22 protein-coding genes are annotated in these 24,793 nt (G+C 68.0%); 12 read left to right on the top strand and 10 right to left on the bottom strand.

Annotation, left to right across the window (positions count from 1 at the left end; genetic code table 11):
- Positions 1–99: 99 nt before the first annotated feature.
- The gene (locus tag AXE84_RS04925) at positions 100–645 is read right to left on the bottom strand and encodes a hypothetical protein (protein ID WP_009406927.1); all 546 of its coding nucleotides are present in this window, start codon (positions 643–645) and stop codon (positions 100–102) included.
- 177 nt (positions 646–822) lie between these two features.
- On the opposite strand from AXE84_RS04925, the gene AXE84_RS04920 reads away from it, so the two are divergent.
- Positions 823–1,344 (top strand): peptidylprolyl isomerase, encoded by a 522-nt coding sequence (locus tag AXE84_RS04920; protein WP_029316092.1) that lies wholly within the window; start codon positions 823–825, stop codon positions 1,342–1,344.
- Between the two features lie 187 nt (positions 1,345–1,531).
- Complete coding sequence (locus tag AXE84_RS04915) at positions 1,532–2,386, top strand: rhomboid family intramembrane serine protease (protein ID WP_060957064.1); 855 nt, start codon at positions 1,532–1,534, stop codon at positions 2,384–2,386.
- A 1,172-nt stretch (positions 2,387–3,558) separates the two neighbouring features.
- Here AXE84_RS04915 and AXE84_RS04910 read toward each other — a convergent pair.
- Positions 3,559–4,074, bottom strand: coding sequence for a cell division protein CrgA (locus tag AXE84_RS04910; protein ID WP_010612883.1), 516 nt, complete (start codon positions 4,072–4,074; stop codon positions 3,559–3,561).
- Between the two features lie 195 nt (positions 4,075–4,269).
- Here AXE84_RS04910 and AXE84_RS04905 point away from each other — a divergent pair, with 195 nt between their 5' ends.
- Both AXE84_RS04905 and AXE84_RS12985 read left to right on the top strand, forming a co-directional pair.
- Positions 4,270–5,043, top strand: a complete 774-nt coding sequence (locus AXE84_RS04905) for a class E sortase (protein WP_060957063.1) — start codon at positions 4,270–4,272, stop codon at positions 5,041–5,043.
- Positions 5,043–5,201 (top strand): hypothetical protein, encoded by a 159-nt coding sequence (locus AXE84_RS12985; protein ID WP_009406747.1) that lies wholly within the window; start codon positions 5,043–5,045, stop codon positions 5,199–5,201. Before AXE84_RS04905 ends, AXE84_RS12985 begins: the two co-directional genes overlap by 1 nt.
- Before the next feature lie 169 nt (positions 5,202–5,370).
- On the opposite strand, the gene AXE84_RS04900 is transcribed toward AXE84_RS12985, so the two are convergent.
- Together AXE84_RS04900 and AXE84_RS04895 are read right to left on the bottom strand one after the other, a co-directional pair.
- Positions 5,371–8,787 (bottom strand): hypothetical protein, encoded by a 3,417-nt coding sequence (locus AXE84_RS04900; protein ID WP_060957062.1) that lies wholly within the window; start codon positions 8,785–8,787, stop codon positions 5,371–5,373.
- Positions 8,788–8,915: 128 nt separating this feature from the next.
- Entirely contained in the window at positions 8,916–10,220 is a 1,305-nt protein-coding gene (locus tag AXE84_RS04895) for an anaerobic C4-dicarboxylate transporter (protein WP_060957061.1), read from the bottom strand.
- Positions 10,221–10,743: 523 nt separating this feature from the next.
- On the opposite strand from AXE84_RS04895, the gene AXE84_RS04890 reads away from it, so the two are divergent.
- From AXE84_RS04890 to rplI, 5 genes are all read left to right on the top strand, one after another.
- Positions 10,744–13,266, top strand: coding sequence for a transglycosylase domain-containing protein (locus AXE84_RS04890; protein WP_236750162.1), 2,523 nt, complete (start codon positions 10,744–10,746; stop codon positions 13,264–13,266).
- A 259-nt stretch (positions 13,267–13,525) separates the two neighbouring features.
- Entirely contained in the window at positions 13,526–13,813 is a 288-nt protein-coding gene (gene rpsF / locus AXE84_RS04885; RefSeq protein WP_003788455.1) for a 30S ribosomal protein S6, read from the top strand.
- 27 nt (positions 13,814–13,840) lie between these two features.
- Complete coding sequence (locus AXE84_RS04880; protein WP_060957059.1) at positions 13,841–14,446, top strand: single-stranded DNA-binding protein; 606 nt, start codon at positions 13,841–13,843, stop codon at positions 14,444–14,446.
- Positions 14,447–14,530: 84 nt separating this feature from the next.
- Positions 14,531–14,767 carry a 30S ribosomal protein S18 gene (gene rpsR, locus AXE84_RS04875; RefSeq protein WP_003783656.1) on the top strand — a complete coding sequence of 79 codons (237 nt, stop codon included), beginning with the start codon at positions 14,531–14,533 and terminating at the stop codon, positions 14,765–14,767.
- Positions 14,768–14,782: 15 nt separating this feature from the next.
- Positions 14,783–15,238, top strand: coding sequence for a 50S ribosomal protein L9 (rplI, locus tag AXE84_RS04870; protein WP_003788450.1), 456 nt, complete (start codon positions 14,783–14,785; stop codon positions 15,236–15,238).
- A gap of 187 nt (positions 15,239–15,425) precedes the next feature.
- On the opposite strand, the gene AXE84_RS04865 is transcribed toward rplI, so the two are convergent.
- Positions 15,426–16,880 (bottom strand): MATE family efflux transporter, encoded by a 1,455-nt coding sequence (locus tag AXE84_RS04865; RefSeq protein ID WP_060958160.1) that lies wholly within the window; start codon positions 16,878–16,880, stop codon positions 15,426–15,428.
- Between the two features lie 762 nt (positions 16,881–17,642).
- Here AXE84_RS04865 and dnaB point away from each other — a divergent pair.
- The gene (gene dnaB / locus AXE84_RS04860; protein WP_009406849.1) at positions 17,643–19,067 is read left to right on the top strand and encodes a replicative DNA helicase; all 1,425 of its coding nucleotides are present in this window, start codon (positions 17,643–17,645) and stop codon (positions 19,065–19,067) included.
- Here the strand turns inward: dnaB and AXE84_RS04855 are convergent.
- The 4 genes from AXE84_RS04855 to thiD all read right to left on the bottom strand — a co-directional run bounded on the left by AXE84_RS04855 (position 19,058) and on the right by thiD (position 22,315).
- Positions 19,058–19,849 carry a hypothetical protein gene (locus AXE84_RS04855; protein ID WP_060957058.1) on the bottom strand — a complete coding sequence of 264 codons (792 nt, stop codon included), beginning with the start codon at positions 19,847–19,849 and terminating at the stop codon, positions 19,058–19,060. The genes dnaB and AXE84_RS04855 overlap by 10 nt on opposite strands.
- Positions 19,846–20,835, bottom strand: a complete 990-nt coding sequence (locus AXE84_RS04850) for an ATP-binding cassette domain-containing protein (RefSeq protein WP_060957057.1) — start codon at positions 20,833–20,835, stop codon at positions 19,846–19,848. The genes AXE84_RS04855 and AXE84_RS04850 overlap by 4 nt, the downstream gene beginning before the upstream one ends.
- The gene (locus tag AXE84_RS04845; protein ID WP_060957056.1) at positions 20,832–21,182 is read right to left on the bottom strand and encodes a PadR family transcriptional regulator; all 351 of its coding nucleotides are present in this window, start codon (positions 21,180–21,182) and stop codon (positions 20,832–20,834) included. Before AXE84_RS04845 ends, AXE84_RS04850 begins: the two co-directional genes overlap by 4 nt.
- 314 nt (positions 21,183–21,496) lie before the next feature.
- Complete coding sequence (gene thiD, locus AXE84_RS04840; RefSeq protein WP_060957055.1) at positions 21,497–22,315, bottom strand: bifunctional hydroxymethylpyrimidine kinase/phosphomethylpyrimidine kinase; 819 nt, start codon at positions 22,313–22,315, stop codon at positions 21,497–21,499.
- Between the two features lie 330 nt (positions 22,316–22,645).
- On the opposite strand from thiD, the gene AXE84_RS04835 reads away from it, so the two are divergent.
- Positions 22,646–23,245, top strand: a complete 600-nt coding sequence (locus AXE84_RS04835; protein WP_060957054.1) for a DUF1269 domain-containing protein — start codon at positions 22,646–22,648, stop codon at positions 23,243–23,245.
- 129 nt (positions 23,246–23,374) lie between these two features.
- Here the strand turns inward: AXE84_RS04835 and AXE84_RS04830 are convergent, their stop codons facing one another.
- Positions 23,375–23,986 carry an NAD(P)-dependent oxidoreductase gene (locus tag AXE84_RS04830; RefSeq protein ID WP_060957053.1) on the bottom strand — a complete coding sequence of 204 codons (612 nt, stop codon included), beginning with the start codon at positions 23,984–23,986 and terminating at the stop codon, positions 23,375–23,377.
- A gap of 122 nt (positions 23,987–24,108) precedes the next feature.
- Between AXE84_RS04830 and AXE84_RS04825 the strand changes: the two genes are divergently transcribed.
- Positions 24,109–24,681 carry a winged helix-turn-helix transcriptional regulator gene (locus AXE84_RS04825; RefSeq protein ID WP_236750161.1) on the top strand — a complete coding sequence of 191 codons (573 nt, stop codon included), beginning with the start codon at positions 24,109–24,111 and terminating at the stop codon, positions 24,679–24,681.
- Positions 24,682–24,793: the final 112 nt, after the last annotated feature.

The following is a 24,793-nucleotide window of genomic DNA, read 5'->3' as shown; positions in this document are numbered from 1 at the left end:
CCGGTCGCGCCCCAGCGGCGGGCAATGACGACTGGAACGACGACGGCGCCGCGCTGGGTCATGGCCAGCGCGGCGCCGTCGTGAATTCAGAGGGGGCGGTCAGGCCTGAGCGTCCTCGGGGCTGATGCCGTAGCCGGCCTCATCCTCGGTGGAGTCGGCCCAGTACTCCTCGGCCCACGGGTCCTCAACGGGCTGGCTACGACGCCACACGACGTAGGCGCCGGCAGCGGCCGCGCCGGCGACGGCGAGCCAACCCAGGGTCTTGAGCACGCGGTGCTTCTTCTGCTTCTTCACGGGAACCTCCAATGCGGCGGACTTTGCGGCAACAGCCACGCGCTGGGCGCGCTCTGTCAGGGTACCGTCCGTACCTGCAGCAGCCTGGGCAGCCACGGCGGCGCGCTGCGCACGCGGGATGTAGTCCTCGACAACCCGGTAGCGGGCCTCGTGGACCACGGGCTCCAGACGCTCCTGTGCGTCCTTGGCGGCGCGGGCCACGCCCCCGGCGGCCTTGCTGACGTGCGGAGCAGCCCACAGGGCGGCCTTCTCAGCCTGGCCGACGACGGATCCGGCAAGGGATGCTGCCTCCTTGCGCAGATGAGTGGTGTCGAGCTTCTTGTCGCAGCATGTCTTCGTCAGGCAGGACATGGTTGCCTCCCAGGTTGGAAACGGATACAGACGGTCGTTGTGCAACGTGCACCAATGGTCGCACCCCGGCGCGGCCTGGCCTACACGATGTCCAGACGTTTTGCCTGGGGTGAACAGCACCGCACACCACTGAGGGGTTCATGCCGATGGGCCCGCGACCGTGCCACCATGTCACTCATGGAAGCGACTCTTCACACCAACCTCGGTGACATCCGCCTGGAGCTCTACCCCGAGCAGGCTCCTGAGACCGTCTCCAACTTCGTGGGGCTGGCCACCGGCCAGAAGGCGTGGACGGATCCACGCACCGGCGCGGAGTCCCACGCCCCGCTGTACGACAACGTCATCTTCCACCGTGTCATCCCCGGTTTCATGATCCAGGGAGGCGACCCGCTGGGTGACGGTACCGGAGGACCCGGCTACGTCTTCGACGACGAGATCGATGCCTCCCTGACCTTCGCCGCCCCCTACGTCCTGGCCATGGCCAACGCCGGCCGCCGCCTGGGCAAGGGCACCAACGGCTCGCAGTTCTTCATCACCACCGCCCCCACCGAGTGGCTCCAGGGCAAGCACACGATCTTCGGTGCCGTCACCGACGAGGCCTCCCGCGCCGTCGTCGACGCGATCTCCGCTGTGGAGACCGACCCGCGTGACCGCCCGGTGCAGGACGTCATCATCACCTCGGTGGACATCACCGAGTAGTTTCCACGAGGGCATGGGGTGGCCGCTCAGCAACGAGGGGTCACCCACCGCACCGCTACCGAAGCACCGGAATCAGGTGTGATTCGCCTCTGTGACGCCGCTGGGACCCGCGTCCCGGCGGCGTCGTCGTATCCGGTTCACCCGTCCCAACCCGCTCAAGCCCCGATCGTCCGCACAGGAGCATCCGATGACCTCGACGAACTCGTTTCCGCAGCAGGCACCGCCGGTGTGCCCGCGGCACCCGGGCACGGTGGCCTACGTGCGCTGCCAGCGCTGCGACCGACCCACCTGTCCCGCCTGCCAGGTGCCCAGCTCGGTGGGGGTCCACTGCGTGGACTGTGCTCGTCAGTCTCAGGCCGGCCGACGTCAGGCGCGCACGCTGCTGGGCGGGAACGTCACCTCCGGGGCCCTGGTCACCAAGATCCTCGTCGGCCTGTGCGTCGTCGTCTACGCGCTTCAAGTCCTCATCCCCGAGGTGACGATGCAGTCGCTGGAGCTCCGCCTGGGCTTCGTGCCGGCACTGGCCGCCTCCGAGCCCTGGCGGTTCCTGACCACCGCCTTCCTGCATGCGAACTACATGCATCTCGGCTTCAACATGTGGGCTCTGTGGGTGCTGGGCGGTGCTCTTGAACCGGTGCTCGGGCGGTGGCGCTTCACCTGCGTCTACCTGCTCAGCGCCCTGGGCGGCTCGACGATGATCTACTGGCTCTCCTGGCCGGACACGGAGTCCTGGCTCACGCTGACGGTGGGCGCCTCGGGAGCGGTCTTCGGCCTGTTCTCGGCCATGTTCATCGTGCAACGGCGCTTTGGGCGAGACACCTCGGGAATCGTGGCGCTGGTGGCGGTCAATGCCGTCATCTCCTTCCTGGGGGCCAACATCTCCTGGCAGGGGCACCTCGGTGGGCTTGTCGTTGGAGGGATCGTCTCGGCGATCTACGCCTGGGCGCCACGGGGGAAGCGGCAGGTCGTGGGGATCGCTGGAACCGTTGCGGTCGCGGTGGTTCTGGTGGGGCTCGATCTGCTTCGGGCCCTCCTCTCCTGAGACGCACCGCCCCTGTGTTGTCTCATGACTTCTGAGAGTTTCGGATGTCATGACGTCTCAAGACACCGGTTGGGTGCGTCCGCCAGATGGGAGAGAGATGGGAGAGCTGCTGCTTCGGCCTGTCGAAGTGGCTGGCCCGGTCACTGTGGTGGCTTCCGGCGTCGGCTGGGTGCACTGCACGAGGGGTGGGTGTTACTGGTCGAGGGTCGGGGGTACTGAGGGTAGGTGGGGCCTTCGTGCAGTACGCACAACCCTTGGTCAGTGGATCCCGACCCTCGTGGAGCAGGCCGACTCACGCCGACTCGGGGCGGACCCGGCGTCGAACCATGACCACCGGGACCCTGTGTAGACAGCGGGCAGGGAGCGGTGGGGGCGGACCTGTGACGGAGGCGCTGGGCTCTGCCGCAAGAACCCCGGACTCACTCCTGCGCGGCCCGGTGTCCACAACGCTGACATTAGCTGGCCCGGCGTCAGCGCGCCCAGCTGAGATCGTTGGAATCCTGCGGTTCTTCCTAGTCGTTCAGCCCCGATTCGGGGTTAATGTCAGCGCTGTGGACACCAGCGACCTGCCAGGACCTGCCAGACCTCTTCCCTTCGGCCCCGCCCTCGCCTCCTGGACCACCAGCCTGCCCCGGCCTCCCCTCCCAGCGAGTGCCTCAGAAGGCATGACACCCACATCTCTCCCACGTGAGGAGACAGCACACGAGATGCACCGCCCCTGAGAAGCACCGAGCAGCCCGTGCGGCCATGAATGACAAGGCTGAAAGAACATCCCTGTGGTTCATCCACATCTGTGGACACAGGTGTGGAAACACAAGCGTGTAGTTATCCACAGGTGTGTCCACACATGGGGAAAGTCGGCGTGGGTTGTGGGGAGTCGGTTGTCCACGGATCCACAGGCGACCTGGGGAGAAAGGAGACGCGGGCCGAGCCCATGCCCGCAAGGCCGTGGGGACACTCAGTGGCTCCAGCCCGGTTCCCCTCCTCGGTACGGGCCCCTCGACGATGCGATCAAGCACCCCTGCCCACCGGCTCAACCCGCCTCGTCAGTACCTCGCACGTCTGGACGCCGGGGCCCGGAGATCCCCAGGGGCGAGACGACACGACAAGGCCCCCGAGCCGGTGCTCGGGGGCCTGACGCGGATGCCTGATCGCGGGAGTGTCTGAAACTGTCACTTCCAGCGCAGCAGGCCGAGGAAGCCTGACATCATGATGAGGAAGCCGATGTAGAGGTTGCCGTTGAACAGCCAGTCGCCGACATGGTGCTCGACGAAGTAGGGCAGCGGGTACTTGCCCTGGAAGAGGTAGGTGGTGACAACCCACAGCAGCCCGATGACCAGGAGCGTCACCATGGTGGGGGCGTACCAGCGCGGTGAGGCGGTGTCCTTGATCTTCTTGGGGGTGCGTGAGACCCGGTTCGCTGCGGCGCGCGACTCCTCCTCGAGGGCCTTGGCGGCCTTGGCCGGGTTGCCGGAGCGCTCAGGGTGCTTCTTCTTCGACGACGAACTCTTCTTCGAACCCTTGTCCGCCTTGCTCTTCTTCTCCGTCTTCTCAGAGGCGGCAGAGTCCTTCGTCGAGCCCTTGTCCTTCTCAGCGCTCTTTGCGCTGTTCTTCTCAGAGCTCTTCTTCGAGACCTTCTCCGAGCTCTTGTCGGCGTCGTCCGCTGTGGACTTCTTCTCCAAGGCCACCCTGGGTCTCCTCACTGGTTGGGGATGGTGGCATGAGACCACCGCAAATACATCCGGGCCTAGCCTAGGACATGCTGTGAAGCTTCCTCGCGGTGCGCCCTGTGATGAGTCCACCACTCCTGGCTGGTCATGTGGGGGGTGTACCCCCTTAGACTGGCCGCTAGCCTGATGATGTCCCAATTCTGAGGAGGGGCGATGACTAGAGGAGGTCTTGTGCGACACCGAGCACCCGGCCAGAGTCGTGCTGTCCGAATCTTCAACGGCACCTTGACCGGAATCGGTGAGCTGCTCATCACCGCCGGCCTCGTCGTCGCCCTCTTCCTGTGCTGGCAGCTGTGGTGGACCGGCATTGACGCCAACGCCAGCGCGCAGGCGGTGGCCACGCAGTTCCACGAGAAGCAGGTCCAGTCGCCTCAGAAGGCGGGCACGAAGCGCACTGACGCTCCGCCCGTCATGGAGCAGGTTGGCTACGGGGAGACCATCGGGATGCTCGTCGTCCCCAAGTGGTACGGCGTCACCAACAACAACATGCCCATCATGGAGGGCACCGGCTCCGACGTTCTGGACCAGGCCGCAGCGGGCCACTACACCAACACCCAGCAGCTCGGTGAGGTCGGTAACTTCGCGATCGCCGGGCACCGCCGTACCTACGGCAACTCCTTCCGCCGCATTGACCTGCTCCAGGAGGGCGACGAGATCATCGTCTCCACCGCCAAGACCTGGTACGTGTTCAAGGTGACTGGTCACGAGCTCGTCAAGCCCGAGCAGGTCGAGGTCATCGCCCCGGTCCCCAACCAGCCGGACGCCCAGCCCACGGACCGGTACATCACACTGACCACCTGCCACGGATCGACCGCCGGTGAGTTCGGTAATGACCTGCGCTGGATCGTCCACGCGAAGTTCGCCTACTGGATGGATCGCTCCGAGGGTCGTCCGGAGTCCGTGCTCAACGACCCGGGGGTCAACTGATGTACGGCTTCATCTGGCGGCACCTGCCGGGTCCCGCGTGGCTCAAGGCCATTGAGTCGCTCATCCTCATCGCCGGAGTCGTCTACGTGCTCATGCAGTACGTCTTCCCCTGGGCCAACGCCACCTGGCACCTGTCCGGCAACGCCGACGTCGGCTGACCGGCGGCCCGTCAGGCCTCTTCCATCGGAACGAAGAGGCAGTGTGAGGAACGGAGCGCGTGTGGGGAACAGGATTCCTGTTCCCCACACGCGCTCCGTCGTCGTCAGCGAGAGGGTGGGTGCGCGACCGGGCCCGCGGGAAGTCGGTGCGGGTCCGGCGCGACGCCGCTCAGGCAAGCGAGGGCTGGAGGCCGAGCGTGCCTACGAGGTGCTCGCGGTAGGCCGGAGAGCTGACCTTGTCCAGCCAGGCGCGGGCCTCGGCCAAACGCCCCTCGATGTTGAGGCGCTCGACGACCTCCTCGTTGTTCTCCGCGGTGTAGAAGCGGGTGAGGTCCTCAATGGCCTGCTGGGCCTGACGGGCGTCGCGTGCGACCTTGGCGTCCAGGCGCTCCGCATACCACGACGAGCTCAGGATGTTCTCCCGCTCGAACAGGGCGCGGAACTCCGGGCTCGTCAGGTCCCAGCCCTCACGGGAGGTGCCGTCGATCATGATCTCCAGCAGGGCCCGCAGTGGCGGCACGGCCCACTCGATGGAGCCGTCGGCCCGGTAGTGCTCGGCCACCACCTTGTGCGTGGTGACGATGATGTCCACCGAGTCGGCGAAGACCGCCTCATCCTGCAGCTCGGGACGCAGCATCTCCTCGGTGAAGACGACGTCGGGGTGCAGGAAGATCCGGCCGAAGAAGGTCGAGGCGAAGGCCTGGTTCATGCGGTAGCCCAGGCGCGAGGCCTGGACGGTGCGGCCCTCGTACTCGAAGTCCTCGATGCGCTCGAGGTAGCCGCCCTCGACGAGGCGGTGGGCGTCGCGCTCCTCAGCACTCATACGCGAGAAGATCTCCGGGATGAGCAGCGAGATGTCGTGGGCCACCTGCACCTTCGGGCCGATATAGCCGGCCGAGGACAGCCAGCCGTCATAGCCGCTGAGGGCGTAGGACAGCAGGGCCGCGTTGAGGTCGTAGATGGCCGGCAGCGCATTGAACGGGGCCTTGGTGAGCGCTCCCTCACTACCGGCGCCCGTCGTCGAGGGGGACTTGCCGGTCATGGAGGAGATGAACTCCATGAACAGCTCGGGCAGCTCCATGTAGTGCAGCGGGTTGTAGGCGCACAGCGGCGGAACCCCGTCCTCGGGCGGGTTGTTGCGGCGCCCGGCGGCGACGACGTCGACGCTGTGGCGCAGCGCCTCGTCCAGGGGAAGATCCCGGAAGAGGTGGTTGGTCAGGTCCGCCAGCGCCACGTCCTTCGGGTTGGCGATGTCGGGACGCACCTGGAGGTAGCGGGGGTTCTTGGTAGGGGCCTCGTTGACCAGGCGCGGGTCGGCCGTGGAGACCCAGTAGGTCTCCTCGGCGGGGTCCTCGGCCTCGGGCAGGGCGGCGGCGCGGGCCACCAGGTCCTGCATGGGCTGGGTGAAGCGGGACAGACCGGGGGCGTCGGCGGCCATCGCCCGTGCGTCAGCGGGCGTCAGCGGCTGGAAGTTGGAGATGAACAGGTCCGCCTGCGGATCGGACATGTCCGACTCGGTCTGCTTGTCATAGCCGCGCACGATCGCGTCGTCGGGCCGCTGGAAGAGCAGGGACTCACAGTTGGTGACGAACTTGCGCGACAGCTGCGAGTCCGGGGTGGAGACCAGGCCACCGGGGGCCACGATCGAGGCCGTGATGTCGTCCTCGGTCTGGACCTTGGCAGCCGGAGAGAAGTCCGGGCGCAGAGACAGCAGGCGCCAGGCGCCGTCGTCCTCGAAGCCCACGCGCAGCATGTTGACCTTGATGACCTCACCGTCCAGGCGCAGGGAGTTGCCCTTGCGGCCGTTGATGATGCCCACGGAGAAGTGGCTGCGCCAGTCCTGGTCCCAGCTGGGCTGGTAGAAGCGCTTGACGGTGAAGACGAGCTCCTTGATGTGGGCCGGGATCGACTCCAGGAAGGCGTTGTACTCCTCGGTGTACATCGACGACGGCGTCAGCAGCTTGATGACGCTTCCCAGCGAGCGGCGCTCGGAGAGGATCGAGCGGTGGTTGTCGCTCTTGTTGGCCGGGTCCACGAAGCGGTCGGCGTAGTTGCCGTCCAGGATCGCCTGGACGGCGTCGAAGTCCTCGTCGACGTCGCCGACGTAGGCCTCACCGAAGACGAAGGCGTCCAGGAGGGACTTGGAGATCTCCGACTTGCCGCCGCCGGAGACGGTGGCCGGCTTGTGGGCCTGCGTGGACCAGGGGGCGGTGCCCACCAGGTGCCACTGGGTGGCGTCGCCCTCGCGGTGCTTGGCGTGGACCCGGTAGCCGTTGGGGGCCACGTAGGTGTTGCCCACGAGCAGCGGGATCGAGGCCTCCTGGCCGTCGGGGCCGGTCCAGGTGATCGTCTGGCTGCGCATCGAGTAGCGGGCGCCGGCGGGCACCAGCACCACGGTGGGGTCGGCCACGACGACGGCGGACCCGTCCTGGCGCGCCTCGAAGCGGCCGGGGTTGCGCTCGATGACGTGCTCGAGGGTCAGGCCCTCGGGGGTGTGGACGTCGGTGTACTCCTGGCCCAGGTTGTAGCGCGGGTAGGCGACGGCGCCGCCGGCGTGCTCCTCCTCCACGCAGCCGAAGAGGTTGGCCGAGTACCCGATCTGGGTCTTGACCTCCTTCTTGCAGTAGCCGAAGTAGTTGTCCGCGATGACGGTGACGATGACGCCGCGCTCGTCACGAGCCACGCACTTGAAGGCCTTGCCGCCGTTGTAGAGCTCGGCCTCGTCCTTCCAGCACTGGCCGTCGCGGCGCTGACGCTCGGTGGCCTCCTCCCAGGAGGGCAGGCCCAGCTCCTTCTTGGTCAGGGTGGTCAGGTGCGGGGCGAGGATGACGCAGCCGGTGTGGCCGGTCCAGGACTCCGGGGCCAGGGAGGAGTCGTTCTCCGGCAGGTAGGGGTCGCCGCCGTTGCCGAAGATGCCCTCGACGAAGTCCAGGTTGGAGACCAGGCCGCCGGGGGCGATGAAGCGGATCTCCATGGAGCGCTCGGCGGAGAAGCCGGGGACCTTGGGCACGACGACGGGGCGCAGCAGCAGGGACACGAAGCAGCGCGCCGGGTCCTCCTGCCGGGAGGCCCACGGCAGGGTCAGCAGGTCCTCGGGGGCCTCGACGGCGTGGGCCAGCAGGCGGGCGAAGACATCGCGTGGGACGGCGATCTTGTCATCGGGGATCGGCAGCCCGCCCTCGGCGACGTGGAAGACGCCGGCGGTGGTGCGCCGGTCGTTGCGGGGGTTGTGCAGGACGCCGCCGAGCACCCGGTAGCTCTCGACGTAGTCGGAGGTGAAGCTGGTGGCGTCCTCCGGCAGGGACAGGGCCCGCGCCAGGCCCGGCTGGTCCAGGACGAAGGTGGAGCGGGGCAGCCTCGGGGTGACGGCCGCGCCCTCCAGGTAGGAGTCGAGGAAGGTCTGAATGCGCTGGTCGGCGGCACAGGGGCGGTGAGCCAGCCGACGGGAGAGCTCGCGCTGGCGAGCCAGAATCGGGGACATGAGACGGTCCGCCTCACTCTGCTTGACCGGTGCCGGAACGGGGAGTCCCAGCAGCTCCAAACGCAGGGCGATGGCGGGAGTGGTGGCCGCGTCTGTAGTTGTCATGGCACGAGCCTAGACAAGCGCGATGACACGCTCCTGTTACGTTCTGCCCAGACGAACGGCTTCGACGGCGTGTTTGACGTCACACCCGACGGTCGGCCGCATCGACCGACCGGCACGACGTCGAGCTCTCAGGACAGCAGCATCTGGGACAGTGCGGTGCCCACGACGCAGGAGGTGAGCACTCCGATGAGCCCCGGCACCAGGAAGGAGTGGTTGATGACGTACTTGCCGATGTGGGTGGTGCCGGTGGGGTCGAAGCCGATCGCCGCCAGGTCCGAGGGGTAGGTGGGCAGGATGAAGTACCCGTAGGAGGCGCCGATGAACCCTACGACGACGACCGGGCTCACCCCGAGTGACAGGGCCATGGGGGCCACGATGAGCAGGCCGGCCGCCTGGGAGTTCACCAGCTTGCCGATGATGAACAGGACGATGGCGTACATCCACACGTGCTGGGACAGGACGCCCGAGAGGCTGTGCTCCAGGCTCTCCAGGTGGGCGTGGACGACCGTCTCGGTCATCCAGGCGACCCCGAAGATGGAGAACATGGCGGTGGCCCCCGCCTTGAACACGGCGGTGGAGGCGATCTTGCCGGCCTCCACCTTGCAGGTCAGCAGGATGAGCGCCCCCGCGGCGAGCATGACCATCTGGATGACCAGGTTCATGCTCAGGCGCTCCATGGCGCCCAGGAAGATCCAGGTGGCGCGGTAGGCCTGGGGCGGGAACACCTTGCCGATGAGGGTCTCGGAGCTGGAGTGGACGGTGGCGCGGAACTCCGGGTTCTCCAGGCGCTTCTGGTACTCCTCGTCCTCGTCCAGGTTCTTGCCCCGGCGCATCGACCACAGGGCGGCCAGAAGGACCCCGCACAGCGACGCCGGGATGGAGATCGCCAGGATCTGGAGGACTGACCAGTGCCGATCGGTGTTCTTGGCGATGATGGAGACGATGGAGACCGTGGCCACCGAGACCGGTGAGGCGGTGATGCCCATCTGGGCGGCGACCGAGGAGGCGGCCATAGGGCGTTCGGGTCGGATGTTCTTCTTGATGGCGATGTCCGCGATGATCGGGAGCATCGTGTAGACGACGTGGCCGGTCCCGCACAGGACGGTGAGGAACCAGGTGACGCAGGGGCCCAGGATGGTGATCTGCTCGGGATGTCGACGCAGGACCCGTTCGGCCACCTGCATCATGACGTCCAGGCCGCCAGACTGCTGGAGGGTGGCCGCGCAGCCGATGACGGCCAGGATAGTGAGGATGACGTCGACCGGAGCCTCGCCCGGCTCCAGGCGGAAGCCGAAGACGAGGACCAGCAGGCCGATCCCAGCGATGAGACCGAGGGCGATCCCGCCCTTCTTCGCCCCGATGATGAGGCAGGTGAGGATGATGGCGACTTGAAGGATGATGCTGAGGGTCTGAAGGGCTGTGCTGGCGTCCATGAAGGATCTCCCCGGTTGGGCGGAACGGGTGAGGGGTGGCGCTCCTCGAGCGGACGAGGAGCCGAGACGCGAAACTGACCTAGCGGGAGGATTGAGGTCAGTGTCTCACCAGCAGCCGGGGACCATCGTCCTGGTTGATACCGGCCGTTTTCGGTGTGCTTCGTTGCCGGCTGGGCGCCAACTCACATTCTGGTCCCTGCTGCGTTGTCTACGGCCCTCAAAGCGCATGAGTGCACTGTTCAGGCCGATTTAGGTGACAACGCGATAACGTGAGTCGGCGGCGTCATGGCTGGTTCCCAGGTCCGTATCGCTACCATCACTGGCCCGTGTTCCCCCATACTGGACGCATGTCGGCGCCCAATGCGGCCTGTCCGCAGCGATCACTCCCGATCGCCGTCGGCGGTCCTGCTGGACGGTGACCGGTCTGTGAGTCGGCGCCAGCAGCCAACATCGGTCATGATGAGGACCTCATGTCGCAACCGGAGCGTTATCCCCCGCGCCGTCGCGGCACCCAGTCACCTCCATGACAGTCAACCGAAACGAGGAGCGCGTGGCAGAAGGCACGAGTGGGAGCGGACCCAGCCGCCCCGTCGGCAACAAGCTGACCCAGGTGGCCAACGCCGGTCGGCAGTCCCTGAGCAGGGTCTCAGGGGCTGGTAAGAAGCCCGGCAAGGGGCGCAAGCGGTCGACGGCCGAGCGTTCCAAGGACGCCGCCTCGGGGCGCAAGCGCCGTTTCTTCAACTACCCCCGCGCCGGCAAGGGGAAGATCCACCGCTGGATCCCCAGCTGGCGGTTCGTCCTGGGCGCCTTCCTGCTGGGGGTGCTCAGCACCGTCGGCGCCTTCATGTGGGCCTACAACACCATCAAGGTGCCCAAGCCCAGTGAGTTCGCGCTGGCTCAGAGCAGCACGGTCTACTACGCCGACGGAACCACGGAGATGGGGAAGTTCGCCGAGATCAACCGGCAGTCCGTGGATGCCTCTACCCTGCCGGACTATGTGGGTAACGCGGTGGTGGCCTCTGAGGACCGCTCCTTCTACTCCAACAAGGGCGTCGACCCCAAGGGCATCGCGCGCGCCCTGGTCAACAACCTGCGCGGAGGTGACACCCAGGGAGCCTCGACCCTGACGCAGCAGTACGTGAAGAACTACTACGTCGACACGACCAGCTCCTACTCCGGCAAGTTCAAGCAGGCCATCATGGCCATCAAGATCGACCGGGAGAAGCCCAAGAAGGAGATCCTGGGCGACTACCTCAACACGGTCTACTACGGTCGTGGCGCCTATGGCATCGAGGCCGCCTCGCAGGCCTTCTTCCACCATCCCGCCAAGGACATGAGCCCCTCGGAGGCCGCGCTCCTGGCGGGGATCCTGCCGTCGCCCAGCGCTTGGGACCCGGCCGAGAACCCGAAGAAGGCCGAGGAACGGTGGGGACGAGTCCTGCAGTTCATGCTCGACGACGGCTACATCACCCAGGCTCAGTACAACGAGGCCAAGCAGACGGGTATGCCGGACGTCAAGGAGTCCCAGACCAAGCAGGTCTACGCCGGCACCAACGGCTACCTGCTGCAGATGGTGCGTGCCGAGCTTGAGAACAAGGCCAAGATCTCGCCGGAGCAGATCGACACCGGCGGCTTCAAGATCGTCACCACGATCAACCAGAAGGACCAGGAGGCCGCCGTCAACGCGGTCCACTCCCTGCCTCCGGGCGCCTCCCCGAACCTGCGCAAAGCATTGGTGTCCATCGACCCCAAGACGGGTGGTCTGCTGGCTCTCTACGGGGGTGAGGACTACCTGATCAGTCAGGTCAACACCTCGACTGACGCCATTGCACAGGCCGGCTCCACCTTCAAGCCCTTCGCGCTGGTGGCCGCCCTGGAGAACGGGTGGTCCTTGGACAGCGGTTATCCGGCCACCTCGCCGATGACCATTGAGGGCCACGAGTTCCAGAACTTCAAGAACGTCTCCCTGAAGTGGGCCAGCCTCACTCAGGCAACGGAGCAGTCGCTCAACACCCCCTACCTCCAGCTCAATCAGGAGCTCTTGAATGCCCCGGATTTGCAGGATCAGAAAGGGGTCACCGCCAAGGTGGCGAACCGCGCCGGCTATCCGGAGAAAACCGAGGGCCTGAAGACCCCCGAGCAGCGCATGCTCGTCCAGAACGTGCTCGGGTCGGCCTCCCCGCACACGATCGACATTGCGACGGCCTACTCCACCTTCGCCTCGCAGGGCATCCGGCACGACACCCACATCGTGGCCTCCCTCAAGAACCCCGACGGCACGGACCGCTACACGGCCGACACCAAGGGGCATCGCGAGTTCGATGAGGACGTCATGGCGGACACGACCTACGCCCTCCAGCAGGTCGTCTCCGGCCCGAACGGCAGTGCGGACAAGGTAGCCGCCCAGATGGATCGCCCGGTCGCCGCGAAGACCGGATCGTCGTCGGACAACAAGTCCGCCCAGTTCGTGGGCTTCACCCCGCAGGTGGTCACCGCGGTCACCCTCTACCAGTCGGGAACGGACGGCTCGGAGGAGTCGATCGAGCCCTGGGGCGAGTACGAGGAGATCACCGGCTCGACCTACCCGGCGGACATCTTCATCAACTACATGAATGTCGCCCATGAGGGGCTTGAGGTCGAGAAGTTCCCGGCGCCGGCCGAGCTGCTGGCCACTCGTGGCGGGACGGCTCCTCAGACCGCCAAGCCCACCGGTGAGCCGGAGGAGGAGGCGACTGCGACCCCCACCGCTCCGCCGGAGGCGACTGCTCCCCCCACCCAGCAGCCCACCGCCGAGCCGACGCCGCAGGGCACCCCGCAGCCTGAGGGGAACAAGACCGAGCCATCGGACTCCCAGAAGAAGCCGAGTGAAGACGGTCGGGACGGCATCGGTGGCGACCAGAACGGCAACGGTGGCCAAGGCGGCGGCGGTCAAGGCGGAGACCAAGGCGGCGGCCAAGGTAACGGTGGCCAAGGCGGCGGCGGTCAAGGCGGAGACCAAGGCGGCGGTGGCCAAGGCGGCAACAACCGCGACCAGGGCGTCCTTTAGCGCCTCGCTGCCCTACGGCTGACCTCCGCTCTCCCGTGGGCACCTGACGGTGGGCCGACGACGTGTTGCATGGCACGTCGTCGGCCCACCGTCTTGGCTTTCAGGGCCACCCGGTTGTCCGGTAATGTGGCGAACTGGCTGCGCCGTTGGGCGGAAGGCGGAATGAAGCCTGTTTCCGTCAGATGGTGCGCCGCACGCATCACCCTCCTGTCACGGAAGGACCGTGACCGCCACAGACCAGAGGAGGTGGGTACCAAGCATGCGTCACTACGAGATCATGATCATCCTCGACCCCGAGACGGACGAGCGCACCGCCAACGCGACGCTCGAGAAGCTGCTGCAGGTCGTCCCCAGCAACGGGGGCACCGTGGACAAGGTCGACATCTGGGGCAAGCGCCGGCTGGCCTACGACATCAAGAAGAAGTCCGAGGGCTTCTACGCCGTCGTGGACATGACCACCACGCCCGAGATCGCCCAGGAGCTCGACCGCCAGCTCGGCCTCAACGAGACTGTCCTGCGCACCAAGCTGCTGCGTCCCGAGGCCTGAGCCTCTACCGGGAACGGAGACAACGCCATGGCCGGAGACACCATCATCACCGTCGTCGGGAACCTCACCGCGGACCCCGAGATGCGCTTCACGCCCTCCGGGGCAGCGGTGGCCTCCTTCACGGTCGCCTCCACGCCGCGTACCTTCGACCGCCAGGCCGGCGAGTGGAAGGACGGGGAGACCCTGTTCATGCGCTGCTCGATCTGGCGCGACGCCGCGGAGAACGTGGCCGAGTCGCTGACCAAGGGCACGCGCGTCATCGTCCAGGGCCGGCTGGTCCAGCGCTCCTACACCACCCGTGAGGGCGAGAACCGCACGGTGGTGGAGATGCAGGTCGATGAGATCGGTCCCTCCCTGCGCTACGCCAAGGCCCAGGTCACCCGCCAGCCGCGCGGCGGCGGCCAGGGTGGCTTCGGCGGAGGTCAGGGCGGCCCCCAGGGCGGCGGCTTCGGCGGCAACCAGGGTGGTCAGGGCGGATACAACCAGGGCGGCCCCCAGCAGGGCGGCTACAACGGCGGTGGCGGCTTCGGCGGCCAGGGCCAGTCCGGGTACAACGCTCCCGCCGGCGGCGCCGCGGACGACCCGTGGGCCACGGGCGGCTCCACCTCCTTCGGTGACGAGCCCCCGTTCTAAAGCCGCGACGTCGTCGTCCCGTTCCCTCACACAACACTTTTCATCTCGTAGAGCGCCCAGGCGCTCAGACCAAGGAGTACCACCATGGCGAAGCCCCAACTTCGCAAGCCGAAGAAGAAGGTCAGCCCCGTCAAGGCCATCAAGGTCGGCACCATCGACTACAAGGACACCGCCACGCTGCGGAAGTTCATCTCCGACCGCGGCAAGATCCGCGCCCGTCGCGTCACCGGCGTCTCCGTCCAGGAGCAGCGCAAGATCGCCAAGGCCGTGAAGAACGCCCGCGAGATGGCTCTGCTGCCCTACTCGAGCTCGGCTCGCTGATCGGAGGCACGCGCAATGACCACCAAGCTCATCCTCACGCACGACGTCTCCCACCTCGGCTCCGCCGGCGAGGTCGTGGAGGTCAAGGACGGCTACGCCCGTAACTACCTCCTGCCCCGCAAGCTGGCCACCCCGTGGACCAAGGGCGCCCAGCGCCAGATCGACCAGATGGCCGAGGCGCGCCGCAAGCGCTCCATCGAGTCCCTCGAGCACGCCCAGACCGCTCGCGCCTGGCTGCAGGAGAACGTTGTGACCGTCTCCGCGACCGCCGGTGACAACGGCCGCCTCTTCGGCGCCATCACCACCGCGACCCTGGCCGACGCCGTCAAGGCCGCCGGCGGCCCCGCCGTCGACCGCCGCAAGATCCAGGTCGTGCCGCCGATCAAGTCGACCGGCCGTCACAGCGCCTCCGTGCGCCTGCACGCCGACGTCGTGGCCCCCCTCGAGGTCAACGTCGTCCCCGCGCGCTGAGCGCCGGGCATCCTTCCGCCGTCGGGCCGGGTCCTCCCCGTGGGGGCTCCGGCCCGACGGCGTTGTCGTGGGTCGTGCCGGCTGTCCGGATCGTAGGGTAGGTCGTGCGTTCGTACCCTTTACCCCTCGAACGCACGACACAAGGTACGAACGCGCGGGGAAGGGACCTGGCGGCGAGGGCGGCCGGTCAGTGGCGCCAGGCGGTACCGCGCGAGCGCAGGTAGGTGGTGGCGCCGCGGGCGGCCATGAAGACCCAGGCGAAGGCGATCCACAGCAGCACCAAGCCCGACGTCGCCCCGTCAGCCCCCGGCAGCACGCCGCCCCCGATGAGCAGCGCGAGCGGCACATAGGGCACCAGCGTCACCAGGCCCGCCCGGGCCAGGTAGCGGCCGTCGCCGGCGCCCATGAGCACGCCGTCGAGCAGGAAAACGACCCCGGCGAGTGGCTGCGCGCTCGCCGCGACCAGGAGCGTTGGAGTCGCGGCCGCGATGACTCCCGGGTCGGAGGTGAAGGCGCGGGGCAGCCAGGCGGCGCCCGCTGCCATGAGCACGCCGATAAGGACCCCCGTCCCAGCGCCCCAGGCCAGCATCCGCTTGAGGAGCTCGTCAATGGACCAGCCGGCGGTCGCCGCAGCAGCCCCGGCCTCCTCCTCGGTGAGGGCCTCAGCCTCCGGTGCGGCCGAGTCCGCGTCCGCTCGCTGGGCCTGTCCCAGGGCGGTGCCGATGAGGGCCTGCGCCGCCACAGCCAGTGCGTCCAGGGCGAAGGCCGCAAAGGTCCACAGGGCGTTGACCACCTGGTGGGCGGCCAGCGACACCTCCCCAAGCGCGGTCGCCGCCCACACGGTCACCAGGATCGCCACCCGTAGGCTCAGTGAGCGGATGAGTAGTGGCGCCCCACTGCCCAGGGAGGCCCGCAGGCCCTCGCGGTGGGGGAGCAGACCCACTCCGGCTGCCCGGGCCGCCCGGGTGATCGGACCGGCCAGCGCCAGCGCCATGGCCGTCTGCGCGATCGCGGTTCCGGCACCCGAGCCCGCGATCCCCATTCCGACGCCGTAGAGCAGGATCGCGTTGACGACGACGTTGAAGGCCGCCCCGCCCGTGGCCACGACGAAGGGCGTGCGCGTGTCCAACAGACCGCGCAGCACACCAGTGGCGGCCAGGACGACGAACATGCCTGGCAACCCCGGGCAGGAGGCGCGCAGGTAGGCGACGGCCGCCTGAGCCACCGCGCCGTCGGCGCCCATCGCAGCGGTCAGCCAGGGGGCGGTCAGTCCCAGGAAGGCGCCCGCGCCCAGTCCCAGCAGGAGTGCCAGCCACATGCCGTCGACGCCGGCCCGCAGGCCCTCGGTGCGCCGGCCGGCCCCGAATAGACGCGCCGTCGTCGCCGTGGTGGCGTAGGCCAGGAAGACGAACAGGCCCACCGTCGTCGTCAGGATCGTCGAGGCCAGGGACAGGCCCGCCAGGCTCACCGCGCCGAGGTGGCCGACCATGGCCGAGTCAGCCAGGATGAAGAGCGGCTCGGCGATGAGAGCTCCCAGAGCGGGGACGGCCAGGGACAGGACCTGATGGTTGAGGCCGGAGGAGGCGGGGCGACTGGTGTTGGGCACGGGCCCATTGTGGACCAGGGGTCCGCGCCGGAGCATCAGTGCCTCGGCGGTCCCCGGGCGGTACCGCGCGGAGAGGGAAGGGCGTGTGGCCGCCACCGCAGAGTGCTCGAGGGTAGGGGCCGGGTGCCGGCTCCGAGCACGGAGGGAGACTGTCCGGGGAGGTCCTCACGGCCAGGTTGAGGATGAGGTTGAGGTGAGGTCGCGGCGGTGGAGCCTGGGCGTGACCGAGGCTACGGATCGCCGGGATTGTCCTGGGGGATCGCACAACTATTCGAGTTCTAGGAAAGTACTAGAAGGCTGAATATTTGCTGAGGATATGCCTGATGAAGCCGATGTTCGGCCGAGATGGCGGGGGTTGGGGATAACTGGAACGGACCACCCTGTAGGGGAGTCACAAACGGTGCGGACCTCAAGTCGAAGATGATGTTTGTCCACAGGTTTACCCACTTGTCCACAGATCACATTGTGATGTCGTGGGAAGAACCTATAGGAACCCTGAACTCTCAGATTCCTGGTATACCAAGGAAAAGTCGCCTTCCTGTGGGGGAGTCGCCACCAGTGCGCACATCTGTGTCCACAGCCTGCCCACCTCTGTCCCCAGGCGTTGGGGGTCTTCCCACAGCGGTCGTGCCGATATCCCCAAGGCCGGTGAACTTGAGAGTTTGCGGGGCCTGCCCGATGGCGTTATCGTCACGCGCGCGCTCCACGCGGGCGAGCGTCTTCCTGACGCCGCGGGCCGTCGTCGGGAGCAGTAGGACGAGCCGGGACCAACCGGCGTGACAGTGCGGGAGGTGGCCGATGGACAACGGCATGGGCGCTCAGGCCGGCTCGGGCGGCGCCGACGGCGGAAGCGTCCGTACCGACAGCTCCGCCTTCGACCGTCTCCCGCCCCAGGACCTTGAGGCCGAGATGGCCACGCTCGGCGGCATGCTCCTGAGCAAGGAGGCCATCACCGACGTCATCGACGTCCTGCGTGGCCCGGAGTTCTACCGCTCGGCCCACGAGTCGATCTTTGACGCGATCGTCGAGGTCTACAACCGCTCCGAGCCCGCCGACCCGCTCATCGTCGCCGACGAGCTCTCCAAGCGCGGCGAGCTCGAGCGCATTGGTGGCGCCCCCTACCTGGCCACCCTCATGGCCACCGTCCCCACCGCCGCCAACGCCGGCTACTACGCCCGCATCGTCAAGGACAAGGCGCTCATGCGCGGCCTGGTCCAGGCCGGCACCCGCATCACCCAGCTCGGATACTCCACCGACGCCGGCGACATTGCCGAGCTTGTCACGCTGGCCGAGGCTGAGGTCTACTCGGTGGCCCACCACGAGGGGGAGAAGGAGGACTACGTCGCCGTCTCCGAGCTCCTGGGCGAGGCCAACCTGGAGATCGAGGCCGCCCAGAACCGCGACAACGGGGCGCTGACCGGGGTGCCGACCGGCTTCATCGAGCTCGACGAGCTCACCGGCGGGCTCCACCCCGGCCAGATGATCATTGTGGCGGCGCGCCCCGCCATGGGGAAGTCCACGCTCGCCGTGGACTTCTGCCGCTCGGCCTCGATCCACCACGGGATCACCAGCTGCTACTTCTCCCTGGAGATGGGGCGCATGGAGCTCATGATGCGCATCCTGGCCGCCGAGTCCAGCGTGGACATGAACAAGCTGCGCGGCTCGCGCCAGATGGAGGACCGGGACTGGACCGACGTCGCCGTGGCCTACAACCCCGTCTCCAACGCGCCGCTGTTCATCGACGACTCGCCGAACCTCACGATGCCGGAGATTCGCTCCAAGGCGCTGCGCATGAAGCAGCAGCACAACCTGGGGCTCATGGTCATCGACTACCTCCAGCTCATGAGCTCGGGCAAGCGCGTCGAGTCGCGCCAGCAGGAGGTCTCCGAGTTCTCCCGCTCCCTCAAGCTGCTGGCCAAGGAGTTGGAGATCCCGGTGATCGCCGTCGCCCAGCTCAACCGCGGTCCCGAGCAGCGCACCGGCAACAAGCCCCAGATGAGCGACCTGCGCGAGTCCGGGTCGCTGGAGCAGGACGCGGACATCATCGTCCTGCTGCATCGCCCGGAGTACTACAACAACGAGGAGCGCCCCGGCGAGGCCGACATCATCGTGGCCAAGCACCGTAACGGGCAGACCCGCACCATCCCCGTGGCCTTCCAGGGGCACGTCTCGCGCTTCGCCAACATGGCGCGCGACGTCACCCCCGAGCCCGCCTACGAGTAAGCCGGCCCGGCAGGGGCCGGGGCCGGGAGGCGGACCGTGCGCAGGCGCAGGACGCCCACGGCCCAGCTCGCCGTCGTCAGCAGGATGGCCATGGCGGCGCCGTGCGCCAGCCCGCGGCGGAGGTAGTCGGCGGTCTCGGGCCCCAGGTTCTCCACGACGACGCTCGCGAGCTCCCGGGTCGACCACAGCGGCAGCACTCGGGTCCAGCCCTCGGAAGGATCCACCAGTACCTGCACCGCCATGACTGACAGCAGCAGGAGCGCGCCTTCGAGGTCCCGTGGAACCAGGGCGGCGGCCAGGGAGCCCAGGGGAGTGGCGACGGTGGCGGTCAGCAGCAGCATGACCGGCACCGCACTCGGGTGGGTGAGCTCGTCGCCGATCGTGGCCAGGACGAGGCCGCTGTAGAGCAGGCCGAGAATCCACCCGAGCCCGAGCACCGCGAGGTATCGGCCCAGCAGCAGGCTTGCGGGCTGAGCCCCGCTTACGGCCAGGCGGCGGTCCACTGAGCGGGACGAGACCTGTGTGAACAGCGCCAGCGTCGCCGTCGCCCAGCCCAGGCCGATCGACAGGAGCCGGATGGCGGTCCAGTGCGTCTCCAGGCGCACCAGGTAGAAGGTCAGCGGCAGGAGGGTTGCCAGCGCGAGTGCGCCGCGTCGTCGAGCGAGCTCACGCAGGGTGACGAGCGCGACCAGGCCCGTGGTCGCGGCCTTCGACCGGAACCGGGCGCCCTCGGAGCGGTCCCACTCGGTCTGTGGCGTGGACTGGTCAGGCGAGGTGCTCATGCGGACTCCTTTCGCTGTACCCGCCGGGGCATTCGGAGGACAGTCCGGCTTGCGTCCTCCTGCGGGGCCGGCAGCTCGACGACGCGGTCGACCAGGTCGACGTCGCGCAGCAGGTGGGTGACCAGCAGGACGCCCGCGCCCGAGGTGCGCCAGGCCGCGATGAGGGCCCACAGATCCTCGTAGGCCAGGGCGTCCATGCCCTGGTAGGGCTCATCCAGCAGGAGCAGGTCGGGCGCGTCGAGCTGGGCGAGAGCGACGTTGAGCTTCTGCTGGGTCCCGCCCGAGAGCGTCCCGGCGGTCTGGTCTCCGCGGGCGGTCCAGCCCAGGCGGGTCAGGAGACGGCGGCCGGTCGAGATGGAGCGGCCTTGCCGCATGCCGCGCGCCGCCCCGAAGAGCCGGAGGTGCTCGTCCACCGTCAGCAGCGGTGCCAAGGAGTCGAGCTGAGGCGCGTAGCCGAAGTTCGGCGTCCTCTCGATGCGCCCACCGCTTGCGCGCAGCAGGCCCGCGCAAAGCTGAAGCAGAGTCGACTTGCCGGCGCCGTTGGCCCCGACGACGGCGACGACCTCGCCCCGGTGGATGGTGAGGTTGATTCCGGACAGGACCGTGCGCCTGCCGCGGCGCGCGGAGACGTCCGTCAGGCGCAGGACCACGGGGGTTGCGGGCGAAGTCTTGGCAGATGTGGTGGCGAAGTCGGTGGTGCCGAGGTCAGCAGTGGCGTGGGGTGACGAGCTGTGTGGGGCCGGGGTGGGTGCTGCCGCCTGGTAGTCCCGCAGCGCAGAGGCGACCTCGCGGGCGTAGAGGACTGCCGGACCGTACAGGTCGCCGGGCGGAACCCCGGCCGCCTCGGCCTCCGCCTGGGTTGAGGCAGCCGTGCGCTCGACCTCGGAGGACGGCAGACCGCGGGAGGCAAGCTCTACCGTGAAGCTTCGGTACCACTCGGCCGTTGTGTTCTGTGCTGGGTCCCTGGCTTCCTCGGGCCGGCTCATGAGGGGGCCTCCGTGCGTACCCTGCGGCCCTCAATGAGAGCGCCGACCGCCGTGGAGAAGGTGCGCCATTCGGTCCGTCGTGCGGCGAGCTCAGTGTGTCCGGCGTCTGTCAGCTCGTAGTACTTGCGGGCGGGCCCGGAGGTGGAGGGGCGCCAGGAGACCGCGACGAGGCCGCGCTTCTCCAGGCGCATGAGAGCCGGGTAGAGCGTGCCGCCGGGTACCTCGTCCAATCCGGCGGCGGCGAGCCGCTGCGCCAGGGACAGCCCGTAGTCGGCGTGCTCGGCCAGCAGTGAGAGCAGACAGGGTTCCAGGAATCCGCGCAGGAGGCGCGACGCTGATGAGTCCATGGTTCATAGACTACCTAGTTACTAGGTTGTCTATCTACTGGACCGGCGTGCTGTTTCCCAGGGGCCGATCTGTCACGGATGGCGACTTTTAGGTGCGTCGGTGCTGCGTCGCGTCGGTGGGCCAGGGGCATCTGCGCAGGTCAGGCCGGTGCGGATGGGTTGGTGGCCGCGGCGGTCCGCCTGAAAAGTCGCCATCCGTGACAGATCTGGGCGTAGATGACGCACATCCGCCGTCGACGGGCTGACAACCGTCGGCGGCGGATGGTGAAGCGGGAAGATCGATGAGGAACCGAGGGGCGCCTCAGCGGTGCGGCTCAGTCCTGCCGGTACTCGCCCTGGTAGACGTAGAGGAAGGGCATGTTGCCGCGCAGGCCGTGCCGGATGGAGGAGGAGACGACCTCCTTGGCGGTGACGGCGGCCTCAAGCGGGGAGGCACCCTTGGCGAGCTCGGCGGTCACCGCGGCGGCCAGGGTGCAGCCGGCGCCGTGGACGCGCTCGGTGCCGACGGCCTCAACCTCGAGGACCTCCAGGGTGGTGCCGTCGTAGAAGACGTCCAGCGCGGTGCCGGTGCCCAGCGATGGGCCGGCCTTGGCCAGGACATTGGGGACGCCCTGGTCGTGGATGCGCTTGGCGGCGTCCTTAAGCTGCTCGACGGAGGTGATCTCCTCCATGCCCGCCAGCGTGGCGGCCTCGAAGAGGTTCGGGGTGGTCATCGTGGCCCGCGGCAGGATCTTGGTGCGCAGGGCGTTGTCCACCTCGAGGGCGCCCCCGAACTCCTGGCCCTTGCAGATGAGGACCGGGTCGAGCACCACGGTGGGGAAGTCGTAGGTCTCCAGGGCCTGCTCAACGACGTCGATGGTGGGTGCCGTCCCCAGCATTCCGATCTTGACGGCGTCGATGCGCGAGTGGACGGCGGCGCAGGTCTCGATCTGGTCGGCGATGACGCCGGGGTCCACGGGGACGAAGCGGTGGTTCCACCCGTCCTTGGGGTCCATGGACACGATGCAGGTCAGGGCCGTGCAACCGTAGACGCCGAGGGTGTGGAAGGTCTTGAGGTCGGTCTGGGCGCCGGCGCCGCCCGAGGCCTCGGAGCCGGCGATGGTCAGGGCGATGGGAGGGGGTGCTGCTGTCATGGTCCTAGCCTGCGTCCTGATCGGGGCCGGTGGCCATCTGGGCGCACCGCGTGTTTGAGCAGCGGTGAGCGTGCAGCGGTTCCCGGCACCTTCGGTACCCGTCTGATACTGTCTGATGCCGTGGCGCCGTGGGTGTTGCACCAGCCATCAACGTCTGCCGGTGAACGTGCCAGAAACCTGACAGGTGCCTGCTATCTGACACCCAGTCTCTTATGGTGACAATCACTTCATCGAGTTTGCACGCGTGCAGGTTGGAGACAGTACTACCGTGCTCCGCAGCCCGAATGTGGGTTCGACAGATCGCATTACCTATGAAGGGGGACTCATCACATGACTGAGTACATCGCCGCCATCGTCTATCCGGAGAAGTCCAAGACCTACGAGGCCTTCAGCAAGATCAGTGCCGGTTCCGAGCGTCTGGGAGTTGTCAGCGCCGTCCTGGTCGAGTGCGACGCCGATGGTCGGCTGACGATCCCCGAGGGGGAGGACGGTCACGCCGGTCTGGGACTGGGGACCGGCTCGCTCATCGGTGTTCTTGTCGGGGCCCTGGGAGGTCCGATCGGGATGCTGCTGGGGCTGGGAGTCGGTGCGGCCACCGGCGCTGCGGTTGACGTCTCTCGGGCGGAGGTCGGGGATCTCGCCGTGAGCACTTTCGCCAACCTGATGACGCCGGGATCCAACGCCATCATCGCCCAGACCGATGAGGACGGCAGCACCGCTCCCCTGGACGCGGCCGTGGCTGAGCTCGGGGGCTCGATCGTGCGTCGTCCCCTCGATGAGGTCCTTGCTGAGCTCGAGGCGCAGAACGCTGCCGCCGAGGAGGCCGCTGAGGCGGCGCGTCGGGCGATGCGTGAGGAGAAGCGTCAGGAGCGCAAGGAGAACCGGGAGCGCCGTATCGAGGCGCTTCGCGAGAAGTTCAGCCGCCACTGAGAATGGGCGCGACGCCGGCACAAACCCGTGCCGGCGTCGTCGTCTGAAGCGACGAGCGACCGGGCTCGGTCGAACCGACGTGGTTTGACCGAGCCCGGCGCTCCTGTGGGGAGGCGCGTCCCCGCGGTCTCAGGCGTTGGCGATGGTCCAGCGGTGGCCGCGGTGTGCGTCCTTCTCGGCCTCGTCCACCAGGGCGACGGCGAAGTCGGCCACGGAGATCTCACTGCCCGCGGGCTGGTCGGTGCCCTCGGTGTAGGTGCCGGTGCGCGGCTTGTCGGTGAACTCCGGGGCGGGGGAGAGGAAGGTCCAGGTCAGGGTGCTGCCGGCCTCGCGGTAGAGGTCGAGGATCTCGGTGAAGGCCTGGGCCTCGGGCTTGTACTCCTCGGGGAATCCGGGGGTGTCCACCAGGCGGGTGCCGTCGGGGGTGAGCAGGGAGCCGGCGCCGCCGACGACGATGGTCCGGCCGGTGGGGGCCGCCGCGATAAGGGCGCGGTGGGCGTCGATGACGGGCTGGGCGGACTCCCCGCGGCCGGCGGAGACGGTGATGACGGTGGCGTCGGAGTTGTTGATGAGGTCGACGACGGCCTGCGTGTCGGCCAGGGTGAGAGTGACGTCCTGCGCGGCTCCCTCGGCGTGACGGCCCGAGCGCGAAGCGGAGACGACCTCGTGGCCGCGGCCGGCGGCCTCGGTGACGGTGGCCGAGCCAACCATGCCGGTTCCTCCGATGACGGCGATCTTCATGACTTCCTCCAGGTAGGTGGTGTGCTGGTCCGAGGTGGGTGTGCCGGGTACCGGCGACCTCCCGATGACTCGATGGTATGCTTTAGATACTGAGTACCTTAAAGTAACTAAGGGAGTGTGTTGTGTCACGAGCTGAGGGGCTGATGGCTGAGCGGCGGGAGGCGGCACGAGGCGGCGTCAGCAGTGCGAGGAGCGTTGCCGCCGCTCGCGGTGCCGACACCTCGAGTGTGGAGGGCGCGATGGAGCTGTTCTCAGGCGAGTCAGGAGACACTGTTCCTCAGGAGAGCGCCCCATGCTGCGAGGTTCCAGCCGCGGAGGGAACTCAGGCGCCGGTCTTCGACTTCGACATCCTCTCGCCCGCCTGCCCGTCGCGCACGGTGCTGCGTCACGTCGTTGACCGCTGGACCCCGCTGGTGGTCACGGTCCTGGCCGACGGGCCGAGCCGCTTCGGGGAGCTGCGCGCGAGGGTCGGCGGGGTGACGCCCAAAGTCCTCACCCAGACGCTGCGATCCATGGAGCGCGACGGCCTGGTGACGCGCACCCAGCTGCCGGGTGTGCCGCCGCGGGTCGACTACGAGCTGACCGACCTGGGCCGCAGCCTCCAGGCGCCTATCGACGCGCTGCGCACCTGGATCCACACCCACTCAGCCCAGATCCTGGCCCACCGCGAGTCCTACGACGCCGTCGAATCCTGAGGCCTCAGCGCGCTCGGGACGTGAGCGCGCTTGTTTCCGCGGCTGTTTCTGCCGCCGGGGACATTCTGCGCGGCCGGGCGCCGTCCCGGTCGGCCGGGGACGTGCCGCGCGT

Source organism: Actinomyces oris, assembly GCF_001553935.1.
GTDB classification, from domain to species: Bacteria; Actinomycetota; Actinomycetes; order Actinomycetales; family Actinomycetaceae; genus Actinomyces; species Actinomyces oris_A.
This window is presented reverse-complemented; position numbering and strand designations above follow the sequence as displayed.